This window comes from Rhodococcus sp. PAE-6 (assembly GCF_025290685.1).
GTDB classification, from domain to species: Bacteria; Actinomycetota; Actinomycetes; order Mycobacteriales; family Mycobacteriaceae; genus Rhodococcus; species Rhodococcus pyridinivorans.
In genome coordinates, this window is the sequence record NZ_JAOCLZ010000010.1 from 36,319 (window position 1) to 51,454 (window position 15,136).

The 15,136-nt window shown below is 69.1% G+C and carries 18 protein-coding genes; 10 read left to right on the plus strand and 8 right to left on the minus strand.

Annotated features, from left to right (window positions below; translation table 11 throughout):
- Positions 1–87: 87 nt before the first annotated feature.
- From NVV99_RS18900 to NVV99_RS18925, 6 genes are all read left to right on the plus strand, one after another.
- On the plus strand, positions 88–1,359 hold the full coding sequence (locus tag NVV99_RS18900; protein ID WP_174556268.1) for a DUF445 domain-containing protein: 1,272 nt from the start codon (positions 88–90) through the stop codon (positions 1,357–1,359).
- A 61-nt stretch (positions 1,360–1,420) separates the two neighbouring features.
- Positions 1,421–1,897 carry a helix-turn-helix domain-containing protein gene (locus NVV99_RS18905; RefSeq protein ID WP_006552384.1) on the plus strand — a complete coding sequence of 159 codons (477 nt, stop codon included), beginning with the start codon at positions 1,421–1,423 and terminating at the stop codon, positions 1,895–1,897.
- On the plus strand, positions 1,894–2,808 hold the full coding sequence (locus NVV99_RS18910; RefSeq protein WP_024101751.1) for a hypothetical protein: 915 nt from the start codon (positions 1,894–1,896) through the stop codon (positions 2,806–2,808). The genes NVV99_RS18905 and NVV99_RS18910 overlap by 4 nt, the downstream gene beginning before the upstream one ends.
- A gap of 64 nt (positions 2,809–2,872) precedes the next feature.
- On the plus strand, positions 2,873–3,163 hold the full coding sequence (locus NVV99_RS18915) for a DUF2516 family protein (protein ID WP_024101750.1): 291 nt from the start codon (positions 2,873–2,875) through the stop codon (positions 3,161–3,163).
- A gap of 89 nt (positions 3,164–3,252) precedes the next feature.
- Positions 3,253–4,176: a diiron oxygenase gene (locus NVV99_RS18920; RefSeq protein WP_006552381.1), complete on the plus strand. Its 924-nt coding sequence runs from the start codon at positions 3,253–3,255 to the stop codon at positions 4,174–4,176.
- 67 nt (positions 4,177–4,243) lie between these two features.
- Positions 4,244–5,254 carry an alpha/beta fold hydrolase gene (locus NVV99_RS18925; protein WP_230826450.1) on the plus strand — a complete coding sequence of 337 codons (1,011 nt, stop codon included), beginning with the start codon at positions 4,244–4,246 and terminating at the stop codon, positions 5,252–5,254.
- A gap of 95 nt (positions 5,255–5,349) precedes the next feature.
- Here the strand turns inward: NVV99_RS18925 and purU are convergent, their stop codons facing one another.
- The 3 genes from purU to NVV99_RS18940 all read right to left on the minus strand — a co-directional run bounded on the left by purU (position 5,350) and on the right by NVV99_RS18940 (position 7,716).
- Positions 5,350–6,237, minus strand: coding sequence for a formyltetrahydrofolate deformylase (gene purU / locus NVV99_RS18930; protein ID WP_006552379.1), 888 nt, complete (start codon positions 6,235–6,237; stop codon positions 5,350–5,352).
- 76 nt (positions 6,238–6,313) lie between these two features.
- The gene (locus NVV99_RS18935) at positions 6,314–7,186 is read right to left on the minus strand and encodes a class I SAM-dependent methyltransferase (RefSeq protein WP_024101749.1); all 873 of its coding nucleotides are present in this window, start codon (positions 7,184–7,186) and stop codon (positions 6,314–6,316) included.
- Positions 7,183–7,716, minus strand: a complete 534-nt coding sequence (locus tag NVV99_RS18940; protein ID WP_024101748.1) for a GNAT family N-acetyltransferase — start codon at positions 7,714–7,716, stop codon at positions 7,183–7,185. Before NVV99_RS18940 ends, NVV99_RS18935 begins: the two co-directional genes overlap by 4 nt.
- Before the next feature lie 194 nt (positions 7,717–7,910).
- On the opposite strand from NVV99_RS18940, the gene deoC reads away from it, so the two are divergent.
- Positions 7,911–8,576 carry a deoxyribose-phosphate aldolase gene (gene deoC, locus NVV99_RS18945; RefSeq protein WP_019291175.1) on the plus strand — a complete coding sequence of 222 codons (666 nt, stop codon included), beginning with the start codon at positions 7,911–7,913 and terminating at the stop codon, positions 8,574–8,576.
- A 38-nt stretch (positions 8,577–8,614) separates the two neighbouring features.
- Here deoC and NVV99_RS18950 read toward each other — a convergent pair whose 3' ends face one another.
- A complete protein-coding gene (locus tag NVV99_RS18950; protein ID WP_255025647.1) occupies positions 8,615–9,367 on the minus strand; it encodes a DUF2993 domain-containing protein in 753 nt (250 codons plus the stop codon).
- Positions 9,368–9,471: 104 nt separating this feature from the next.
- Here NVV99_RS18950 and NVV99_RS18955 point away from each other — a divergent pair, with 104 nt between their 5' ends.
- A complete protein-coding gene (locus NVV99_RS18955) occupies positions 9,472–10,089 on the plus strand; it encodes a type IV toxin-antitoxin system AbiEi family antitoxin (protein ID WP_006552373.1) in 618 nt (205 codons plus the stop codon).
- 35 nt (positions 10,090–10,124) lie between these two features.
- Here the strand turns inward: NVV99_RS18955 and NVV99_RS18960 are convergent, their stop codons facing one another.
- From NVV99_RS18960 to NVV99_RS18970, 3 genes are all read right to left on the minus strand, one after another.
- Positions 10,125–10,934, minus strand: a complete 810-nt coding sequence (locus NVV99_RS18960; protein WP_024101746.1) for a hypothetical protein — start codon at positions 10,932–10,934, stop codon at positions 10,125–10,127.
- 3 nt (positions 10,935–10,937) lie between these two features.
- Positions 10,938–11,438: a DUF2505 domain-containing protein gene (locus NVV99_RS18965; RefSeq protein ID WP_024101745.1), complete on the minus strand. Its 501-nt coding sequence runs from the start codon at positions 11,436–11,438 to the stop codon at positions 10,938–10,940.
- Between the two features lie 75 nt (positions 11,439–11,513).
- A complete protein-coding gene (locus tag NVV99_RS18970; RefSeq protein ID WP_024101744.1) occupies positions 11,514–12,023 on the minus strand; it encodes a DUF2505 domain-containing protein in 510 nt (169 codons plus the stop codon).
- A 23-nt stretch (positions 12,024–12,046) separates the two neighbouring features.
- Here NVV99_RS18970 and NVV99_RS18975 point away from each other — a divergent pair, with 23 nt between their 5' ends.
- Positions 12,047–13,141 (plus strand): UDP-N-acetylmuramate dehydrogenase, encoded by a 1,095-nt coding sequence (locus tag NVV99_RS18975; protein WP_080678485.1) that lies wholly within the window; start codon positions 12,047–12,049, stop codon positions 13,139–13,141.
- A 143-nt stretch (positions 13,142–13,284) separates the two neighbouring features.
- On the opposite strand, the gene NVV99_RS18980 is transcribed toward NVV99_RS18975, so the two are convergent.
- The gene (locus tag NVV99_RS18980; protein ID WP_006552368.1) at positions 13,285–14,034 is read right to left on the minus strand and encodes an SDR family NAD(P)-dependent oxidoreductase; all 750 of its coding nucleotides are present in this window, start codon (positions 14,032–14,034) and stop codon (positions 13,285–13,287) included.
- An 83-nt stretch (positions 14,035–14,117) separates the two neighbouring features.
- Here NVV99_RS18980 and NVV99_RS18985 point away from each other — a divergent pair, with 83 nt between their 5' ends.
- Positions 14,118–14,795, plus strand: coding sequence for a TetR/AcrR family transcriptional regulator (locus NVV99_RS18985; protein ID WP_024101742.1), 678 nt, complete (start codon positions 14,118–14,120; stop codon positions 14,793–14,795).
- Positions 14,796–15,136: the final 341 nt, after the last annotated feature.

A 15,136-nucleotide genomic window follows, 5' to 3' on the forward strand; every position in this document is an offset into this window, starting at 1 on the left:
TTCGATCGTCGGCTCAGTCTACGATCCGGCCCCCCGTCCTTCAGAACTCGAGGGCGATCCGTCCGCCGAGTGCCGACTTTCGGCACAATCGATCGGGTGCAGCTCCTGACGACCGACGACGAGATCAAACGCCGAGAACTCCGCCGTATGAAGGCGGTCGCGACCGGCTTCCTCGTCGCCGCCGCGATCATCTATCTCTTCTGCCGCTGGCAGGAAACCCGCGGCGCCGGCGCATGGGTGGGTTACGTGCGCGCGGCTTCCGAGGCCGGCATGGTCGGCGCGCTCGCCGACTGGTTCGCCGTGACCGCCCTGTTCCGGCACCCACTACGGATACCCATCCCGCACACGGCGATCATCAAGCGGAAGAAGGACCAGCTCGGCGCCAACCTGAGCTCGTTCGTCGGCAACAACTTCCTCGCACCCGAGGTGGTGTCGGCCAAGGTCGAGTCGGCGCAGATCCCGCTGCGGGTCGGTACCTGGCTCGCCGAACCCGAGAACGCCCAGCGTGTGGCCAAGGAGACGTCGACGGTCCTGCGCGGCGTGGTCGGAATCCTGCGCGAGGACGACATCCAGCAGATCATCGACCACACCATCGTCAAGCGGATCGCCGAACCGGAATGGGGACCGCCCATCGGGCGTGTCCTCACCGAGCTCCTCGCCGAGAACCGCCACCTGCCGCTCGTCGACATGCTCGCCGAACGCGCGCACCAGTGGGCGCTCGGGAGCCAGGAGACCATCGACCGCGTGATCAGCCGCGACTCGCCGTCGTGGTCGCCGAAGTTCGTCGACCTGCTGCTCGGCGAGAAGATCCACCGCGAACTCGTGGAGTTCACGTGGAAGGTGCGGTCGAATCCCGACCACGAGGTGCGGCTCGCGGTCAACAAGTTCCTCGCCGACTACGCCCGCGACCTGCAAAGCGATCCCGTGACCATCGCCAAGGCGGAGAAGGTCAAGGCCGAGATCATGGGCCGCGACGAGATCACCGGGCTCGCCGCGGCGACCTGGCGGACGGCCAAGCGGATGATCCTCGACTCGGTGGACGACCCGAACAGCACCCTGCGCACGAAGATCGCGGAGAACGTCATGGCGTTCGGCATCCGGGTGCGTGAGGACGCCGAGCTGCGCACCAAGATCGACGGTTGGTTGCTCGACGCGGTGCGTTTCGTCGCGTCCAACTACGCCGACGAGATCACCTCCGTCATCCGCGAGACGGTCGAGCGCTGGGACGCCGAGGAGGCCAGCCGCAAGATCGAACTCGCCGTGGGTCGCGACCTGCAGTTCATTCGCATCAACGGCACGGTGGTCGGCTCACTCGCCGGGTTGACGATCTACACGGTCTCGGAGTTGCTGTTCGCGTGACGACGGTCACGTGCTAGCAAGGTGCTTGCTGTAGCTAGCACTTGTCCGTAGACTGGTCGGTGTGTCCACGGAACCAGATCCGATCGAGGGCTCGGACACGCCGGACGACAGCGCCGGACCGGGGGATATCGCCGTTCGGGTGGTCAACAACGCCGCCCAGGACATCGGTGCCTTCATTCGGTCGCAGCGCGAGGCTGCACAGGTGTCGCTCCGCCAGTTGTCGCAACTGGCCGGTGTCAGCAACCCGTACCTGAGCCAGATCGAACGGGGCCTGCGCAAGCCGTCCGCAGAAGTGCTCGCCCAGATCGCCAAGGGGTTGCGGCTCTCGGCCGAGGTTCTCTACGTGCGAGCGGGGATCCTCGAGCATCGAGCGGAGAGCGCCGTGCGCGACGCGGTGCTCGTCGACACCGTTCTCACCGAGCGGCAGAAGCAGGTCCTGCTCGACATCTACGACTCGTTCTGCCGAGAGAACCAGCAGAACACCGGCGAGGCCCGGCCCGACCATCCGACAGACTTCGACGAGGAGAAAACTCCATGACCGATCCCACCAACATCCGTACCTCCCTCTACGCCGCGGTCGGTGCCGGCGACGCCGTCGTCCAGGCCGTCGCCGACCTCGTGGCCCAGGCGCGCCGACGTGCGGAGACCAACCGCACCGAGGTGGCCGAGCGAGTCGAGACCGCCCGCGACCGCTTCGCGACCCTGCCCGCCGATCTCACCGAGACCGTCGAGTCCCTCCGCGAGCGTCTCGCCGAACTCCCGGCCGAGCTGCCCGAGGAGATCGCGGAGCTGCGCGAGCGCTTCAGCACCGAGGAGCTGCGCAAGGTCGCCGAGGCGTACCTGAAGGTCGCCTCCGACCTCTACACCGCACTTGCCGAGCGCGGTGAGGAGACCATCGAGCGTCTGCGCTCCCAGCCGGCCCTCGAGGACGGCCTCGGTCGCGCCGAAGCCGTGCTCGGCGACGCCGCCGACCTCACCGAGGAAGCCCTCGGGACGGTGGCCCGCCGGACCCGCGAGGTCGGCGAGCAGGCCGCTAAGCTCGCGGGTCGCGCGGCCGGCCGCATCTCCGAGACGAGCGACGAGGTGAGCGAGGCCGTGTCCGACGCCGGCGACAAGGCCGCCGAGCGCGTCGTCGAGCTCGGTGAGCGTGCCGAAGAGACGGGCTCCGAGACCGCCGGACGGGTCGAGTCGGCCCGCGGCGAGGTCCGCGAAGCGGCCGACAAGGCTGCGGAGAAGGTCGAGTCGGTGGCCACCCCGGTCGAGCCGGTCGAGGTCACCCCGGCCAAGGCTCCGGCCAAGAAGACTCCCGCCAAGGCTCCGGCGAAGGCCCCGGCCAAGACGGTTGCCAAGACGCCCGCCGCCAAGGCTCCGGCCAAGACCGCCGCCAAGACCCCGGCGAAGAAGACCCCTGCCAAGAAGGCGGCTCCGCGCAAGACCAGCGGTTCCTGACCTGCAGTGATCGATCGGCCCTCGTGCGAACTCGCACGAGGGCCGATTCTCGTAGACTGGTGTGGTGACCAATGTCGATTCACTTGCCGGTCTGATCATCCTCGCGCTGCAGATCATCGCCATCGCCGGGGCGGGATTCGCGCTGTTCCACGTCGTGCGTCAGCCCGCCGAGGCGTTTCCGGCCGTCGACAAGCTGACCAAGCCCGTCTGGCTCGGCATCCTCGTGGCCGCGTTGCTCGTCCTCGTCGTCTTCGGCGCGGTGGGTCTGCTCGGGATCATCGCGGTCGTCGCCGTGTGCGTGTACCTCGTGGACGTCCGTCCGCGGGTCGAGGAGGTCCAGCGCCCTCGGTGGTAGGGGGTCGGGCCTCCCTTTCGCTTGACAAGTGTGATCCAGATAATGACACTTCGGGTAACGGATAATTTTCCGAGACGAGGTGATCGGCGATGACGCTCCTGCGAAAGCACGACAGCCTGCCGGGTGAACACTCCACGGATCACCGGCAGGAGACCGCGCAACGCCTGCTCGATTCGTCGGCGCGGCTCTCCTACGATCCCGAGCTCGAGATCGACTGGGACGCGCCGCTCGTGGACGGCAAGTACGGCATGACCCCGGAGTGGTGCAGTCTCTACGGCACCGACCTGTGGGAACGCATGTCGGAGGACCAGCGCATCACCCTCACCGAGCACGAGGCCGCGAGCATCGCCGGCACCGGGATCTGGTTCGAGATGATCCTCATGCAGATGCTCGTCCGCGATCTCTACCGGCACGATCCGGCAACCCCCTACGTGCAGTTCGGGCTCACCGAGATCGCCGACGAATGCCGGCACTCGATCATGTTCGCGCGGTCGGCGCAGCGATACGGCATCCCCTCCTACCGGCCCAAGCGTTGGATCCGCGAGACCGGCCGGCTGTTCAAGGCCGTCGCGCGCGGCGCCCTCGCCTACGGCGGCACCCTGTTCGCCGAGGAGATCCTCGACATGATGCAGCGCGATTTCATGCGCGACGAGCGGGTGCAGCCCATCACCCGGACGGTGAGTCACGTCCACGTCGTGGAGGAGTCGCGGCACATCCGCTACGCCCGCGAGGAGACACGCAGGCGCTCGGCCCGGCTCGGACGTCTCGAGCGGGCATGGATCCGGATCCACCTCGGGGTGAGCGCGTACTTCGTCGTCACCAGCCTCGTGAACGACCAGGTCTACGCCGCGGCCGGACTCGACGTCGCCGAAGCGAAGAAGGCCGCACAGGAGAACAGGCACTACCACGACAAGCTCCGTCAGGGCACTCGCCGCACGGTCGAGTTCCTCGACGAGGTGGGACTGATCGGCGGTCCGTCCACTCTGCTTCTGCGTCGCGCGCACGTCCTGTGACGGCGCGCTGCTCCACCGAACCGACAGGAGAATTCCACCCGTGAGAAAGCCGTCCCCGACCGCGTCGATCGCCGCGGGTTCGATCGTCCTCGCTGCCGCGGCGACCACCGCCGTGCTCGTCCGCCGGCGTCGTCGGACGGTCGTCCGTACCGAGGACGTCGCCCCGCACGAGCTGCTGCGCGAACCGGAACTCGAACCCGAGATCCTCGACGTCCGCGCCGACGACGGTGCCCGGCTGAACGTGCTCGCCTATGGCGACGCGGACGCTCCCGTGCTGGTGTTCTGTCACGGCTGGACGTGCAACGCCGCGTACTGGACCCCGCAGATCAACGCCTTCGCGGAGAACTACCGGGTGGTGGTCTACGACCAGCGCGGGCACGGCGACAGCGAGGCCGGGGCGCGGACGCTGGGAGCAGACGTGCTCGCCGACGATCTCCGGACGGTCCTCGACGCTGTGGTCCGGCCCGGTTCGAAGGCCGTGCTCACAGGTCACAGCATGGGCGGGATGAGCATCATCGCGTGGGCCGAGAAGTACCCGGAGAACGTCGGCCGCACGGTCGCAGGCGTGCTGCTCGCGAGCACCGGCACCGACCGGCTGGTCGCGGACTCGGCGATCGTGCCGCTGCCGCAACGCTTCCCGCGGGTGCCGGTGCCCGTCGCGAGCCGGCTCATGGGTGCGACCGTCCCGTTGGCGGCGTCCCCGGTGACGACGCGGGCCCTGCGCTACGTGGCCCTGTCGCCCGGTGCAAGCGCCGCCGAGGTGCAGTTCTGCGAGAAGATCGTGCTCGGCTGCCCGCCGCGCACGCGGGGCGGCTGGGGCAGGGCCCTGAGTGCCCTCGACATCCGTGAGGGTCTGCGCAATCTCACCGTGCCGACGACGGTGCTGGTCGGCACCGCCGACCGTCTCACCCCGCCTGTCCACGCCCGGCGTCTCGCCGAGGAACTCGACCGTGCGGGCAACCTCGAACGTTTCGTGGTGCTCGACGGCATCGGCCACATGAGCTCGGTCGAAGCGATCGACCGGTTCGACGAGGAGCTCGCGCACCTTGTCGAACGAGCCGGTGTGCCCGTCGGCTGAGCCGATCACTCGCACGCACGTCGGCTGAACCGATCACCCACGCACGAAAGACCGGTCCATCCGCTCGCGGGTGGACCGGTTTCGGCTCGGGGGATCTACCGGAAGACGACGGTCTTACTGTCGTGCACCAGCACCCGATCCTCGAGGTGCCAGCGCAGACCGCGCGAGAGGACCAGCTTCTCGACGTCGCGGCCCTGACGGACCATGTCGCTGACGCTGTCGCTGTGACTGACGCGGATGACGTCCTGCTCGATGATCGGGCCCGCGTCGAGTTCGGCGGTGACGTAGTGGCAGGTCGCGCCGATGAGCTTCACGCCGCGCGTGAAGGCCTGGTGGTAGGGCCGTGCGCCGATGAACGACGGCAGGAAACTGTGGTGGATGTTGATCGCGCGGCCGGCCCAGTGCTCGCACAGTTCCTCCGGGAGCACCTGCATGAACCGGGCGAGGACCACCGCGTGCGGGTCGTGGGCGTCGACGAGCTTGCGGACCTGCTCGAAAGCCGGTCCGCGCTCGGCGGGATCCTTCGGGAACGACACGTAGTGGAAGGTGATGCCGTGTCGCTGCGCGACCGGTTCGAGATCGCGATGGTTGCCGATGACCGCGCAGATCTCGGCGTCGAGTTCCCCTGCGGCGACCCGTCCGAGGATGTCGTGCAGGCAGTGCCCTTCCTTGCTGACGAGCAGCACGACGCGCTTGCGCTTGCCGGTGTCGGAGAGCGTCCATTCGGTCTGCGGGCCGATGTCGGCGGCGACGCTCGCGAACTTCTCGCGCAGCTCGTCGAGTCCGAACGGGATCGACGACGCCCGGACGGCCTGCCGGGTGAAGAACCAACCGGTGTCTTGATCGGCGTGGTAGGCCGCCTCGACGATCGAACCACCGACCTCCGCGAGGAAGGTCGCGATGCGGGCGACGATCCCGGTGGTGTCCGGGCAGCCCAGGGTCAGAACGTAACGTCGATCGTCGGCGGATGAGGCGAGCGTCATGCCCCGATTCTCTCAGGTGACACACGGCGTCCTACTTCCGGTCGGCCCTGCTCCCGGTAGACCCTGGCTCCGGTCGTCAGCCCGAGACCGGAGGACGTCGAACCGTACCCGTGGCGACGAGAGTGGTCGCATCGATCGTGCGCAGTCCGCGTGCGGTGACCTCCTCGGCGATCTGCTGCCGCACCGACGCCACCTGCCCGGAGTCGAGCCCGGTCAGCACCGCGCGCAAACCGGTGCCCGTTACGAGCGACCAGCACAACTCCTCCGTCGCCGGAAGGAGATTCGACAGGGTGCGGACCTCCACGGAATCGGTTCCGGCGTCCGCGAGCCACGCCTCGAGTGTGTCCGGAGTGTCGATCCGGTGCAGGGGTGTGCGGTCGCGCAGGACGCCGCGCTCGCGCAGCCCGGGGGAGTAGCGCGACGCGACATCGAACACGATCGACGAGAACTCCTCCATCGCGCCGCGTCGCCAGACCGTCACGCCGGCGCGTCCGCCCTGCCTCACGAGCGAGACCAGACGCCAGAAGGTTCGGTCCATGTCCGGGAGGAAGAACACCCCGTAGGAGATCGACAGCACGTCGTAGCCGGCGTCGGGTACGTCCGACGGCGCCTCCCACTGCGAGGCGTCCGCACAGACGAATTCGATGTTCTTCAGGCCGCGGCGTTCCGCGGTCAGGCGGCCGTGTTCGAGCATCTCGTCGGCGACGTCGACGCCGTGGACGAGACCTTCGGGTCCGACGGCGGCGGCGGCGGGAAGCGCGGACGATCCCGTTCCGCAACACGCGTCTAGCACCGCCTCGTCGGGGGCGACGCCGAGCTGGAAGACCAGTGCCTGCCCGGCCGGTCCCCACACTGTCGGGGTCAGCTCGTCGAAATCCCCGCTCGCCGCGTCGAAGGTGCGTGCGGTCTCGGCGGAATCGGCCCAGGGGTTCTCGGGATCGTCGTTCATGCCTGCTCCTCGAGGGCGTAGAACGGCTCGGCGTACCGGAAGGTGCCCCGCAGCTCGGGGTCGTGTGCCGTGAGCGCCCGTGCCTGGAAGTGGGACGCCCACTCCTCGACGTCGGGGGAGATCCCGAGTTCGGCGGCGGGCACGAAACCGAAGCGGGGGTAGTAGTCGGGATGTCCGAGCAGGAGCACGATCGACTCGTCCAGGGCATCCGCCGCACCGAGCACGGCGTGCATGAGAGCGGCGCCCACGCCGGAGCGCTGGAAATCGGGACGGACACCGAGTGGACCGAGGCCCAGGGCAGGGGTGGCGCCGACGTGACCCCGGGTGGCGACGACCTGGCCGACGATCGCGCCCGAGGCGTCCTCGGCCACGAGCGACAACGGCGGCAGCCATGCGTCGCTCGCCCGCAACGACGCGACCAGACCGGGCTCGACCGGCTCGCGACCTTCCGGGGTGAACGGCGCGAACGCGGCGCGATGCACGTCGGCGGTCGCACGGACGTCGGCGGGGAGTTCTCGACGGATCAGCACGCGATCATTGTCGTGGCCGAAGCGGTGCGGCGGTATCGAATTATCGCCGTCTGCTGTTCCTCCGGACCACCACGACGGCCACAACTGCGACGAGAAGCGCGATCACCAGGATTTCCATGGGAATCGACTACCCGGCACGGGGCGAAGCCTGCTGAGCACGGCCGTCGGATCTCGCCGTGTGGAAAGCTGCAGTCATGTCCGGAACTACGTTGACCCGCGCGCAGGTCGCGTCGATGATCGACCACACCCTCCTCAAGCCCGAAGCGTCCTCGCAGGACGTGCGGGCCCTCGTCGACGAAGCCGTCGAACTCGGCGTGTACGCGGTGTGCGTGTCGCCGTCGATGCTGCCCCTGCGGGCCGAGGGGGTCACGGTCGCGACGGTCGTCGGTTTCCCTTCCGGCAAGCACCATTCCCTCATCAAGGGCGCCGAGGCGCGACTCGCCGTCGACGAGGGCGCACGCGAGATCGACATGGTGATCGACGTGGGCGCAGCGGTGGCCGGCGACTACAACGCCGTCCTCGCCGACATCCTCACCGTGCGTGAAGCGATCGGTTTCGACCCTGTCCTCAAGGTCATCATCGAATCCGCGGTGCTCTCCGACGAGGCGATCGTCGAGGTGTGCCGCGCCGCGGAGAAGGCCGGGGCGAACTTCGTGAAGACCTCCACCGGTTTCCATCCCGCGGGTGGCGCCACCACCCACGCGGTCGCGCTCATGGCGGAGACGGTGGGCGGCAAGCTCGGCATCAAGGCGAGCGGCGGCATCCGCACCGCCGAGGACGCGGTCGCAATGATCGAGGCCGGAGCGACGCGACTCGGACTGTCCGGCAGCCGCGCGGTGCTGGACGGGCTGCAGAGCTGACGACAGCTCTCGACGGTCTGCCGGACCGGCCTCCTCGCTCACGACAGGAGGCCGCAGCTGCCCTCCTGCTGTTGCTGCTGCTGTCCCTGCGGGGCCTCCGGCAGCACGAAGCGGCCACCCTCGAGGCGGAGATCGATACCGCTGTCGGTGACGTTCACCTCGGTGGCCTGCATACCCAGCGGGTACTGCTGCAGACCCGAGGTCAGGATCTCCACGACGCCGTCGACGAGGGCCGTCGGGAGCCCGATGCCGAGGATCGTCGCGTCGGTCGTCTCGACCGTCACCACACCGCCGTTCACCACCGGTCGCGCGGTGAACTCCGCGAGACCCTGGCCGCCGACCGTGAACGTCAGGGTGCCCGCGTTCTCGTCGGCCACGACATCGGTGACGAGGCCGCCGACCGACTGGCTCTGCACGGTCGCGAGGATCCCGGAGGTGGGCCACGAGACGTCGGCACTCGAGCTGCCGATGGTGCCGGCGCCCTCGGCGGAGTCGCGCAGGTCGACGTCGTTGACCTCGGCGTGCACCTGCATCTGCTGGGCCGGACCGAAGGCGGTGTCGTCGCTGTCGAGAGCGACCGAGGGAACCTGCCGGTCGAGCAGCTGGAGCAACACCGGCTTCCAGCTCAGGTCGACGTCGACTCCCGTGCCGAGCTCGCTCTCGAAGGACTGGGCGAGGCAGGCCGTCGCGCGGTTGCGGACGTAGACCTCCGCGCCCACCAGGACTGCGACCAGCGCCGCGACGAGAACGACGGCGATCGTGACGGTGCGGTTGCGCTTCCGTTGCGTCATGGTCGCCGATTCTTCCGGACGACGCTGAGGATCGACTGAGCACACGGCCACAGGATGAGGAAAATATGTGAGGTGTACCACATTCTTCGGCTACGCTGGGCGCCATGACAGGGTGGACGGATTCAGGTTACGACGCAACCGGGCGGGCCGATGCCGACGACTCGCTGCGGCGCCTCGCCGCCACACAAGCCGGGTTCTTCACCGCACGCCAGGCCGTCGGTCACGGAATAGCAGCTCACGACTTCGCGGAACGCATCGAGGCGGGACTGTGGATCCGCGTCGAGACCGAACTGTTCCGCCTCAGCGACAGCCCACGGACGAAGTTCGACGAATTCGCCCAATGGTGCACCTGGTACGAGGGGGAAGCGGTCGTCTCGCACCAGAGCGCCGCCGACCTGCACGGCATGGGCCACCTGCAGCCCCGCTTCCTGCACCTGTCCACACCCGACCAGCGCACCGTGCCGAGCAACCGGCTCGCGCTGCATCACCGGACGCTGGCAGAGGAGGACTGCGAGGTCGTCGGGGCCTTCCGGATCACCACACCCGCCCGCACCGCGGTCGACCTCGCGGCCGGCGGCGTGTCCCAGGAAGTGCTCGACGAACTCGTCGGCGACGCGATCGCGCTCGGACGGGTCGACTCCGACCAGCTGCACGCCGCCGTGGCGAACCAGCCGGCCGCAGTGGCCGACCGGATCGAGCTCGCGCTCCTCGCCGCGGGCTGACCGACCGGAGCGACGACGAACTCGGACAGACGGTCTCAGACCGCGACCAGCTCGGATGCAACGGGTGCGCCGGCGGGCGCGACCGCGTCCCACGGCACCGTCAGCACGCAGTCACGCAGACGGCGGCGGGGCGGAGACACCGGGAAGCCCTGATCCCGCAGCAGCTCGAGCGTCGCCTTCCATCGGATCCGCGGCCCGAACGCCGCGTGCGGAGCGCTCGTCGCCCACGCCCGGTCGGCCGCGCGGAGCAGCGCGTGGATCGGCTCGCCCGGGACGTTCCGGTGGATCAGCGCCTTCGGCAGCCGTTCGGCGACGTCGGACGGTCTCTCCACGTGGAACGGGCTCCACGCCAGGGTCAGCGAACGGGGACCGTACTCGTCGAGGAGCACCCAGGCGCAGCGCCGGCCCAGCTCGTCGCACGTGCCGTCGATGAGCAGGCCGCCGGAAGCGAGGCCGGAACGCAGGTGCGCCCACGCCGGTTCGACCGCCTCCTCCGGATACTGCCGGAGCACGTTGAAGGCCCGGACCAGGGTCGGGCGCAGGCCCGCGAGCTCGAAGCCGCCCCGGGCGAACTCGACACCGTCGCGGCCCGGGACCACACGGTCCGGATCGATCTCGAGACCGACCACGCGCAGATCGCTGCGGACCCGACGCAGGCGCGCGGCGAGTTCGAGGGTCGTCACCGGCATGGCGCCGTAACCCAGATCGACCACCAGCGGGTCGGTGGCGTGCGTCAACGCCCTCATGATGTGGGGGTCGTGCATCGCCCAGCGGTCGCTGCGGCGCAGCCTGTTGATGCCGGTGGTGCCGCGCGTGACGACACCGACGGGTCCTCGATTCCGCACGCGCTACCGGCCGGCGAGCCAGTCGGCGGTGATGGCCGCTTCGGTGCGGAACACGTCGACGAGATTGGTGAGGATGAGTTCTTCGAGTTTGCCGCCGACGAACGGGATGTGCACCTTGGCCTCGGAGGTGGTGCGGAGCGTGGCGCCGTGGTCGTCGCCGAAGAGCTCCATCGTGCCCGTAAGGCTGCCCGGACCGCCGGGGATCGACGCCTGGTAGGTGCCGGTCGCGCCGTCGGTGAACGGCCCGTAGTTCTCCTTGCGCGTGATGACCATGTCCTTCTTGATCACCGTGCGGGCGATCTCCGGCAGGTCGGAACGCGGCAGGACGTGGTGCAACACCAGTGCGATGCCCGATTCGGAGACCGTGAACTCGCGGACGTGGTTCTCCGAATACTTGCGCATCTCGGTCATCCGCGCTTCCCAGTGATCGGGGTCGGCGAGAGCCTCGTACACCCGCTCCGGTGGATGAGGGAAGCGGGCGGAGTAGTCGATACGCCGTGCCACGACCGGCCAGGTTACCGCGCCGGACGGCCGGCCCGGAAATCGCGACCGTCCACGGGGGAGCCCCGCGGGGTGCGATCAGGCCGAGTGATCCCCGTTCAACCACTGTTCGGTGAAGGTGCGCTCCGCGTCGAACAGCTCGACGAGCTGCTCGACGATCATGCCCTCGATCTTGGAACCGAGGAACGGGATCTTCACCTCGACGGTGCCCTCGATGACGACGGACGAGCCTGCTCCGTCGGCGATGAGTGTCATCCCGCCGGTGACCTCGCCGGGCATGCCGTCGACGTGGGCCGAGAACCTGCCCTCGGCGCGACCGTCTGCGTACGCACCCCACGATTCGTGACGCCGGATGACGAGATCGCCCGGGCGGAGGCTCGTGACCATGCTCGGCAGGTGCTCGGCCGGGATGGCCTGGTGGAGGTCGAGTTCGATCGTGCCGTCGCCGGTGTCGGCGCGTTCGACCGCCGCGCCCGGGCCCCCGACCTCACTCAGCCGGGTCTGCCAGTACTGCGGATCGACGAACGCCGCGTGGACCGCAGCAGGCGGGGACGAGTAGTTCGCAGTGTGGTCGATAGGGCTGCCCATACGGGGCACGCTACCGTTTGCTGGTGCTTGATCCACGTACCAGGGCCCGGCTCGTCGAAACGGGAGCCACGGTGTCCGAGCAGGTGTCGCTGTCGGAATTCACGACCCTCCGGCTCGGTGGCCCCGCCCGGTATCTCGTCGAATGCACGTCCACCGCGTCGTTGATCGAGGTCGTGCGCCTGCTCGACGAGCAGGAAGTGCAGCTGCTGCTCCTCGCGGGTGGCTCCAACCTCGTGATCGGCGACGACGGCTTCGACGGCGTGGTGGTGCGTGTCGCGACCACCGGTGTCGACCTTCGCGACGACCACGTCCGGGTGGACGCGGGAGCCGAATGGGACGCCGTCGTCGCGGCCACCGTGGAGGCCGGCCTCGGCGGCCTCGAATGCCTGTCGGGCATCCCCGGCTCCACGGGAGCGACGCCGGTGCAGAACGTCGGCGCGTACGGCGTCGAGGTGGGCTCGATCCTGCGTCGCGTCCGCCTGTTCGACCGCGCCACCGGCCAGGACTCGTGGGCCGGCCCCGAGGCACTCGGTCTCGGCTACCGGACCAGCATCCTCAAGCACACCGACGCAGCGGTCGTCCTCGAGGTGGAACTGGACGTGCGGAGCGACGGTTCGTCCGCACCCCTCGCATACCGGGAGCTCGCTGTCGCGCTGGGTGCGGAGGAGGGCGAGCGCCGGCCGGCGGCGCAGGTACGCCAGCACGTGCTCGCGTTGCGCCGCAGCAAGGGCATGGTGCTCGACGCCGACGACCATGACACCTGGAGCGCCGGATCGTTCTTCACGAATCCCGTCGTCCCCGACGACCGCCTGCCGCAGGTGCTCGCGGCCATCGCGGCGAAGGTGGGGGAGGACGTGCGCATCCCGCAGTTCCCCGCGGACGGCGGCACCAAACTGTCGGCCGGATGGCTCATCGAGCGGGCCGGTTTCGTGAAGGGTTTCCCCGGCGCCGACGCACCGGCGCGGTTGTCGACGAAGCACACGCTGGCGCTCACCAACAGGGGAGCGGCATCGGCCGCGGACCTCGTGGCGCTGGCGCGGACGGTGCGCGACGGCGTCGAGGACGCCTTCGGGGTCCGTCTGCATCCCGAACCCGTCACCGTGAACTGCGTGATCTGACGGACGGCCCGCCCGTCGCCCCCGGTCGAACACCCCGAAGGCGGTGGCGGGATCGAGGACCAGCTCCCGCCCACCCACGGTGACCGTGACAGTACCGACGGGGGTGGGTGCGACAGCCTCGCCGCGCCCACCACCGCGGTGGGTCAGTCGGTGACGCGGTGGAACCGGCCGGCATTGGCCTGGTCGCGCGGCTTGACGATGATCTGGTCGAGGTTGACATGCGACGGCCGCGACGCGACGAAGCCGATGATGTCGGCGATGTCCTGGGCGACGAGCGGGGTGATGCCCTCGTACACCTTGTCGGCCCGATCCTTGTCGCCCTCGAAGCGCACCAGCGAGAACTCGGTCTCGACCGCGCCCGGCGCGACTTCGGTGAGGCGGACGGGCTGTCCGAGCAGTTCGCCGCGCAGCGTGCGGTGCAGCACGGCCTGCGCGTGCTTCGCCGAGGTGTAGCCGGCGCCGTTGTCGTAGGCCTCGAAGGCCGCGACCGAGGTGATGGTGACGATCAGGCCGTCGCCCGAGGCGATGAGCTTGGGGATCAGCGCCTTGGTGATGCGCATGGTGCCGATGACGTTGGTCTCCCACATCCAGCGCCAGTCGTCCTCGACGGCCTCGGCCACCGGTGCGAGTCCCTTGGCGCCACCGGCGTTGTTGACCAGCACGTCGACCCGCGGCAGCACCGTGGTGAAAGCGTCGACCGAATCCTCGTCGGTGACGTCGAGCTCGAGCGCGGTACCGCCGATCTCGTCGGCGAGCTTCTGCAGGCGGTCGAGGCGGCGTGCGCCCACCACGACGTGGAAGCCCTGTGCGGCGAGCGTGCGGGCGGTCGCCTCGCCGATTCCGGAGGAGGCTCCGGTGACGACGGCGACGCGGGAATCGGGAGAGATGCTCATGGGGGCAATCGTAGTGTCGGGCACCGGATGCCGCCGCACGTCCCGGCCTGCGAAGTCCTTTCCGTGCGGCTACCCTGCGGCGTATGACCACCACCCGCGGTCGATACAGTTCGGGCGAACAGACCCGGATCCGGCTCGTCGAAGCCGCTGAGCGACTCTTCGCCCGCAGTGGATACGACGGGGTCACCCTCGCCGACATCCGCAAGGCCGCCGGACAGCACAACTCGTCGGTGGTCGGTTACTACTTCGGCACCAAGGAGGGGTTGCTCGAGGCGGTCTTCTCCCACCGGTTGCTCGCCCTGCACTCCCAGCGGGAAGCGCTCCTCGCCGAGATGCTGCGGACGCGGGAGACCCTCTCGGTCCGCGACCTGCTGTGGGTGATCATCCGCCCCCTGGCCGGCACGCTCGGCCGCAACAACCACTACGTCGCCTTCCTCGACCGGCTGTCGAACCACGACCGGTTCGCCGAGTGCTTCCGCGTCACCGGACCGACGGGAACCGAGAGCGGCCGCCGGTCCGACACCGCGCTACGGACCCTGCTCGGGCCGTTGCCCGACGATATCGCCGGGCAGCGTCTGCGGCTGGTCTACTCCGGCACCGTCGGTGCGCTGGCGCGGTGTCACCGTGCAGGCGAATCACCCACCACGGCAGAACTCGCCGCACTCGTCGACGCGTGGGAGGCGTTGCTGCTCGCCCCGGTGTCGGCGGAGACCGCGGACGCACGCGGGGACGTGCAGGAAGATTTCCCACCGGATCGGTGAGGATTGGACACGACGCGGTTCGGGCGATAGTTTGAGCGACATGTCAGTCGGCCACGCCTCCGCACCGCGGGTCACCTATGTGACCGCCGCGCTGGGATCACGGCTGCCTCTGGCGCGCGAACTCTGTTGTCGCTGCTGCGGAAAGTAACTCCGCACCGATCCCGCCCTCGTTGTGCGGGTCCGTCTCCGATCATGTTCTCCACGTCGGGGTCTCGGTGCGTCGATCGTCTCCCGCCCGTTCTCCGGTCATCACGTCCGGATCAGCAGCCAAGGATCAGCGCCGTGTCGGTTCCCACTCTCTCGCCGTCCGTTTCCCTTCCCTCGCGGTCGTCCGCGCCCCG

What these genes read in the sequence shown, in the direction of transcription:
- NVV99_RS18910 (WP_024101751.1), top strand. Translation starts at nt 1,894, where the DNA reads ATGACCGATCCCACCAACATCCGTACCTCCCTCTACGCCGCGGTCGGT.
- NVV99_RS18920 (WP_006552381.1), top strand. Translation starts at nt 3,253, where the DNA reads ATGACGCTCCTGCGAAAGCACGACAGCCTGCCGGGTGAACACTCCACG.
- purU (WP_006552379.1), bottom strand. Translation starts at nt 6,237, where the DNA reads ATGACGCTCGCCTCATCCGCCGACGATCGACGTTACGTTCTGACCCTG.
- NVV99_RS18935 (WP_024101749.1), bottom strand. Translation starts at nt 7,186, where the DNA reads ATGAACGACGATCCCGAGAACCCCTGGGCCGATTCCGCCGAGACCGCA.
- deoC (WP_019291175.1), top strand. Translation starts at nt 7,911, where the DNA reads ATGTCCGGAACTACGTTGACCCGCGCGCAGGTCGCGTCGATGATCGAC.
- NVV99_RS18950 (WP_255025647.1), bottom strand. Translation starts at nt 9,367, where the DNA reads ATGACGCAACGGAAGCGCAACCGCACCGTCACGATCGCCGTCGTTCTC.
- NVV99_RS18955 (WP_006552373.1), top strand. Translation starts at nt 9,472, where the DNA reads ATGACAGGGTGGACGGATTCAGGTTACGACGCAACCGGGCGGGCCGAT.
- NVV99_RS18970 (WP_024101744.1), bottom strand. Translation starts at nt 12,023, where the DNA reads ATGGGCAGCCCTATCGACCACACTGCGAACTACTCGTCCCCGCCTGCT.
- NVV99_RS18980 (WP_006552368.1), bottom strand. Translation starts at nt 14,034, where the DNA reads ATGAGCATCTCTCCCGATTCCCGCGTCGCCGTCGTCACCGGAGCCTCC.
- NVV99_RS18985 (WP_024101742.1), top strand. Translation starts at nt 14,118, where the DNA reads ATGACCACCACCCGCGGTCGATACAGTTCGGGCGAACAGACCCGGATC.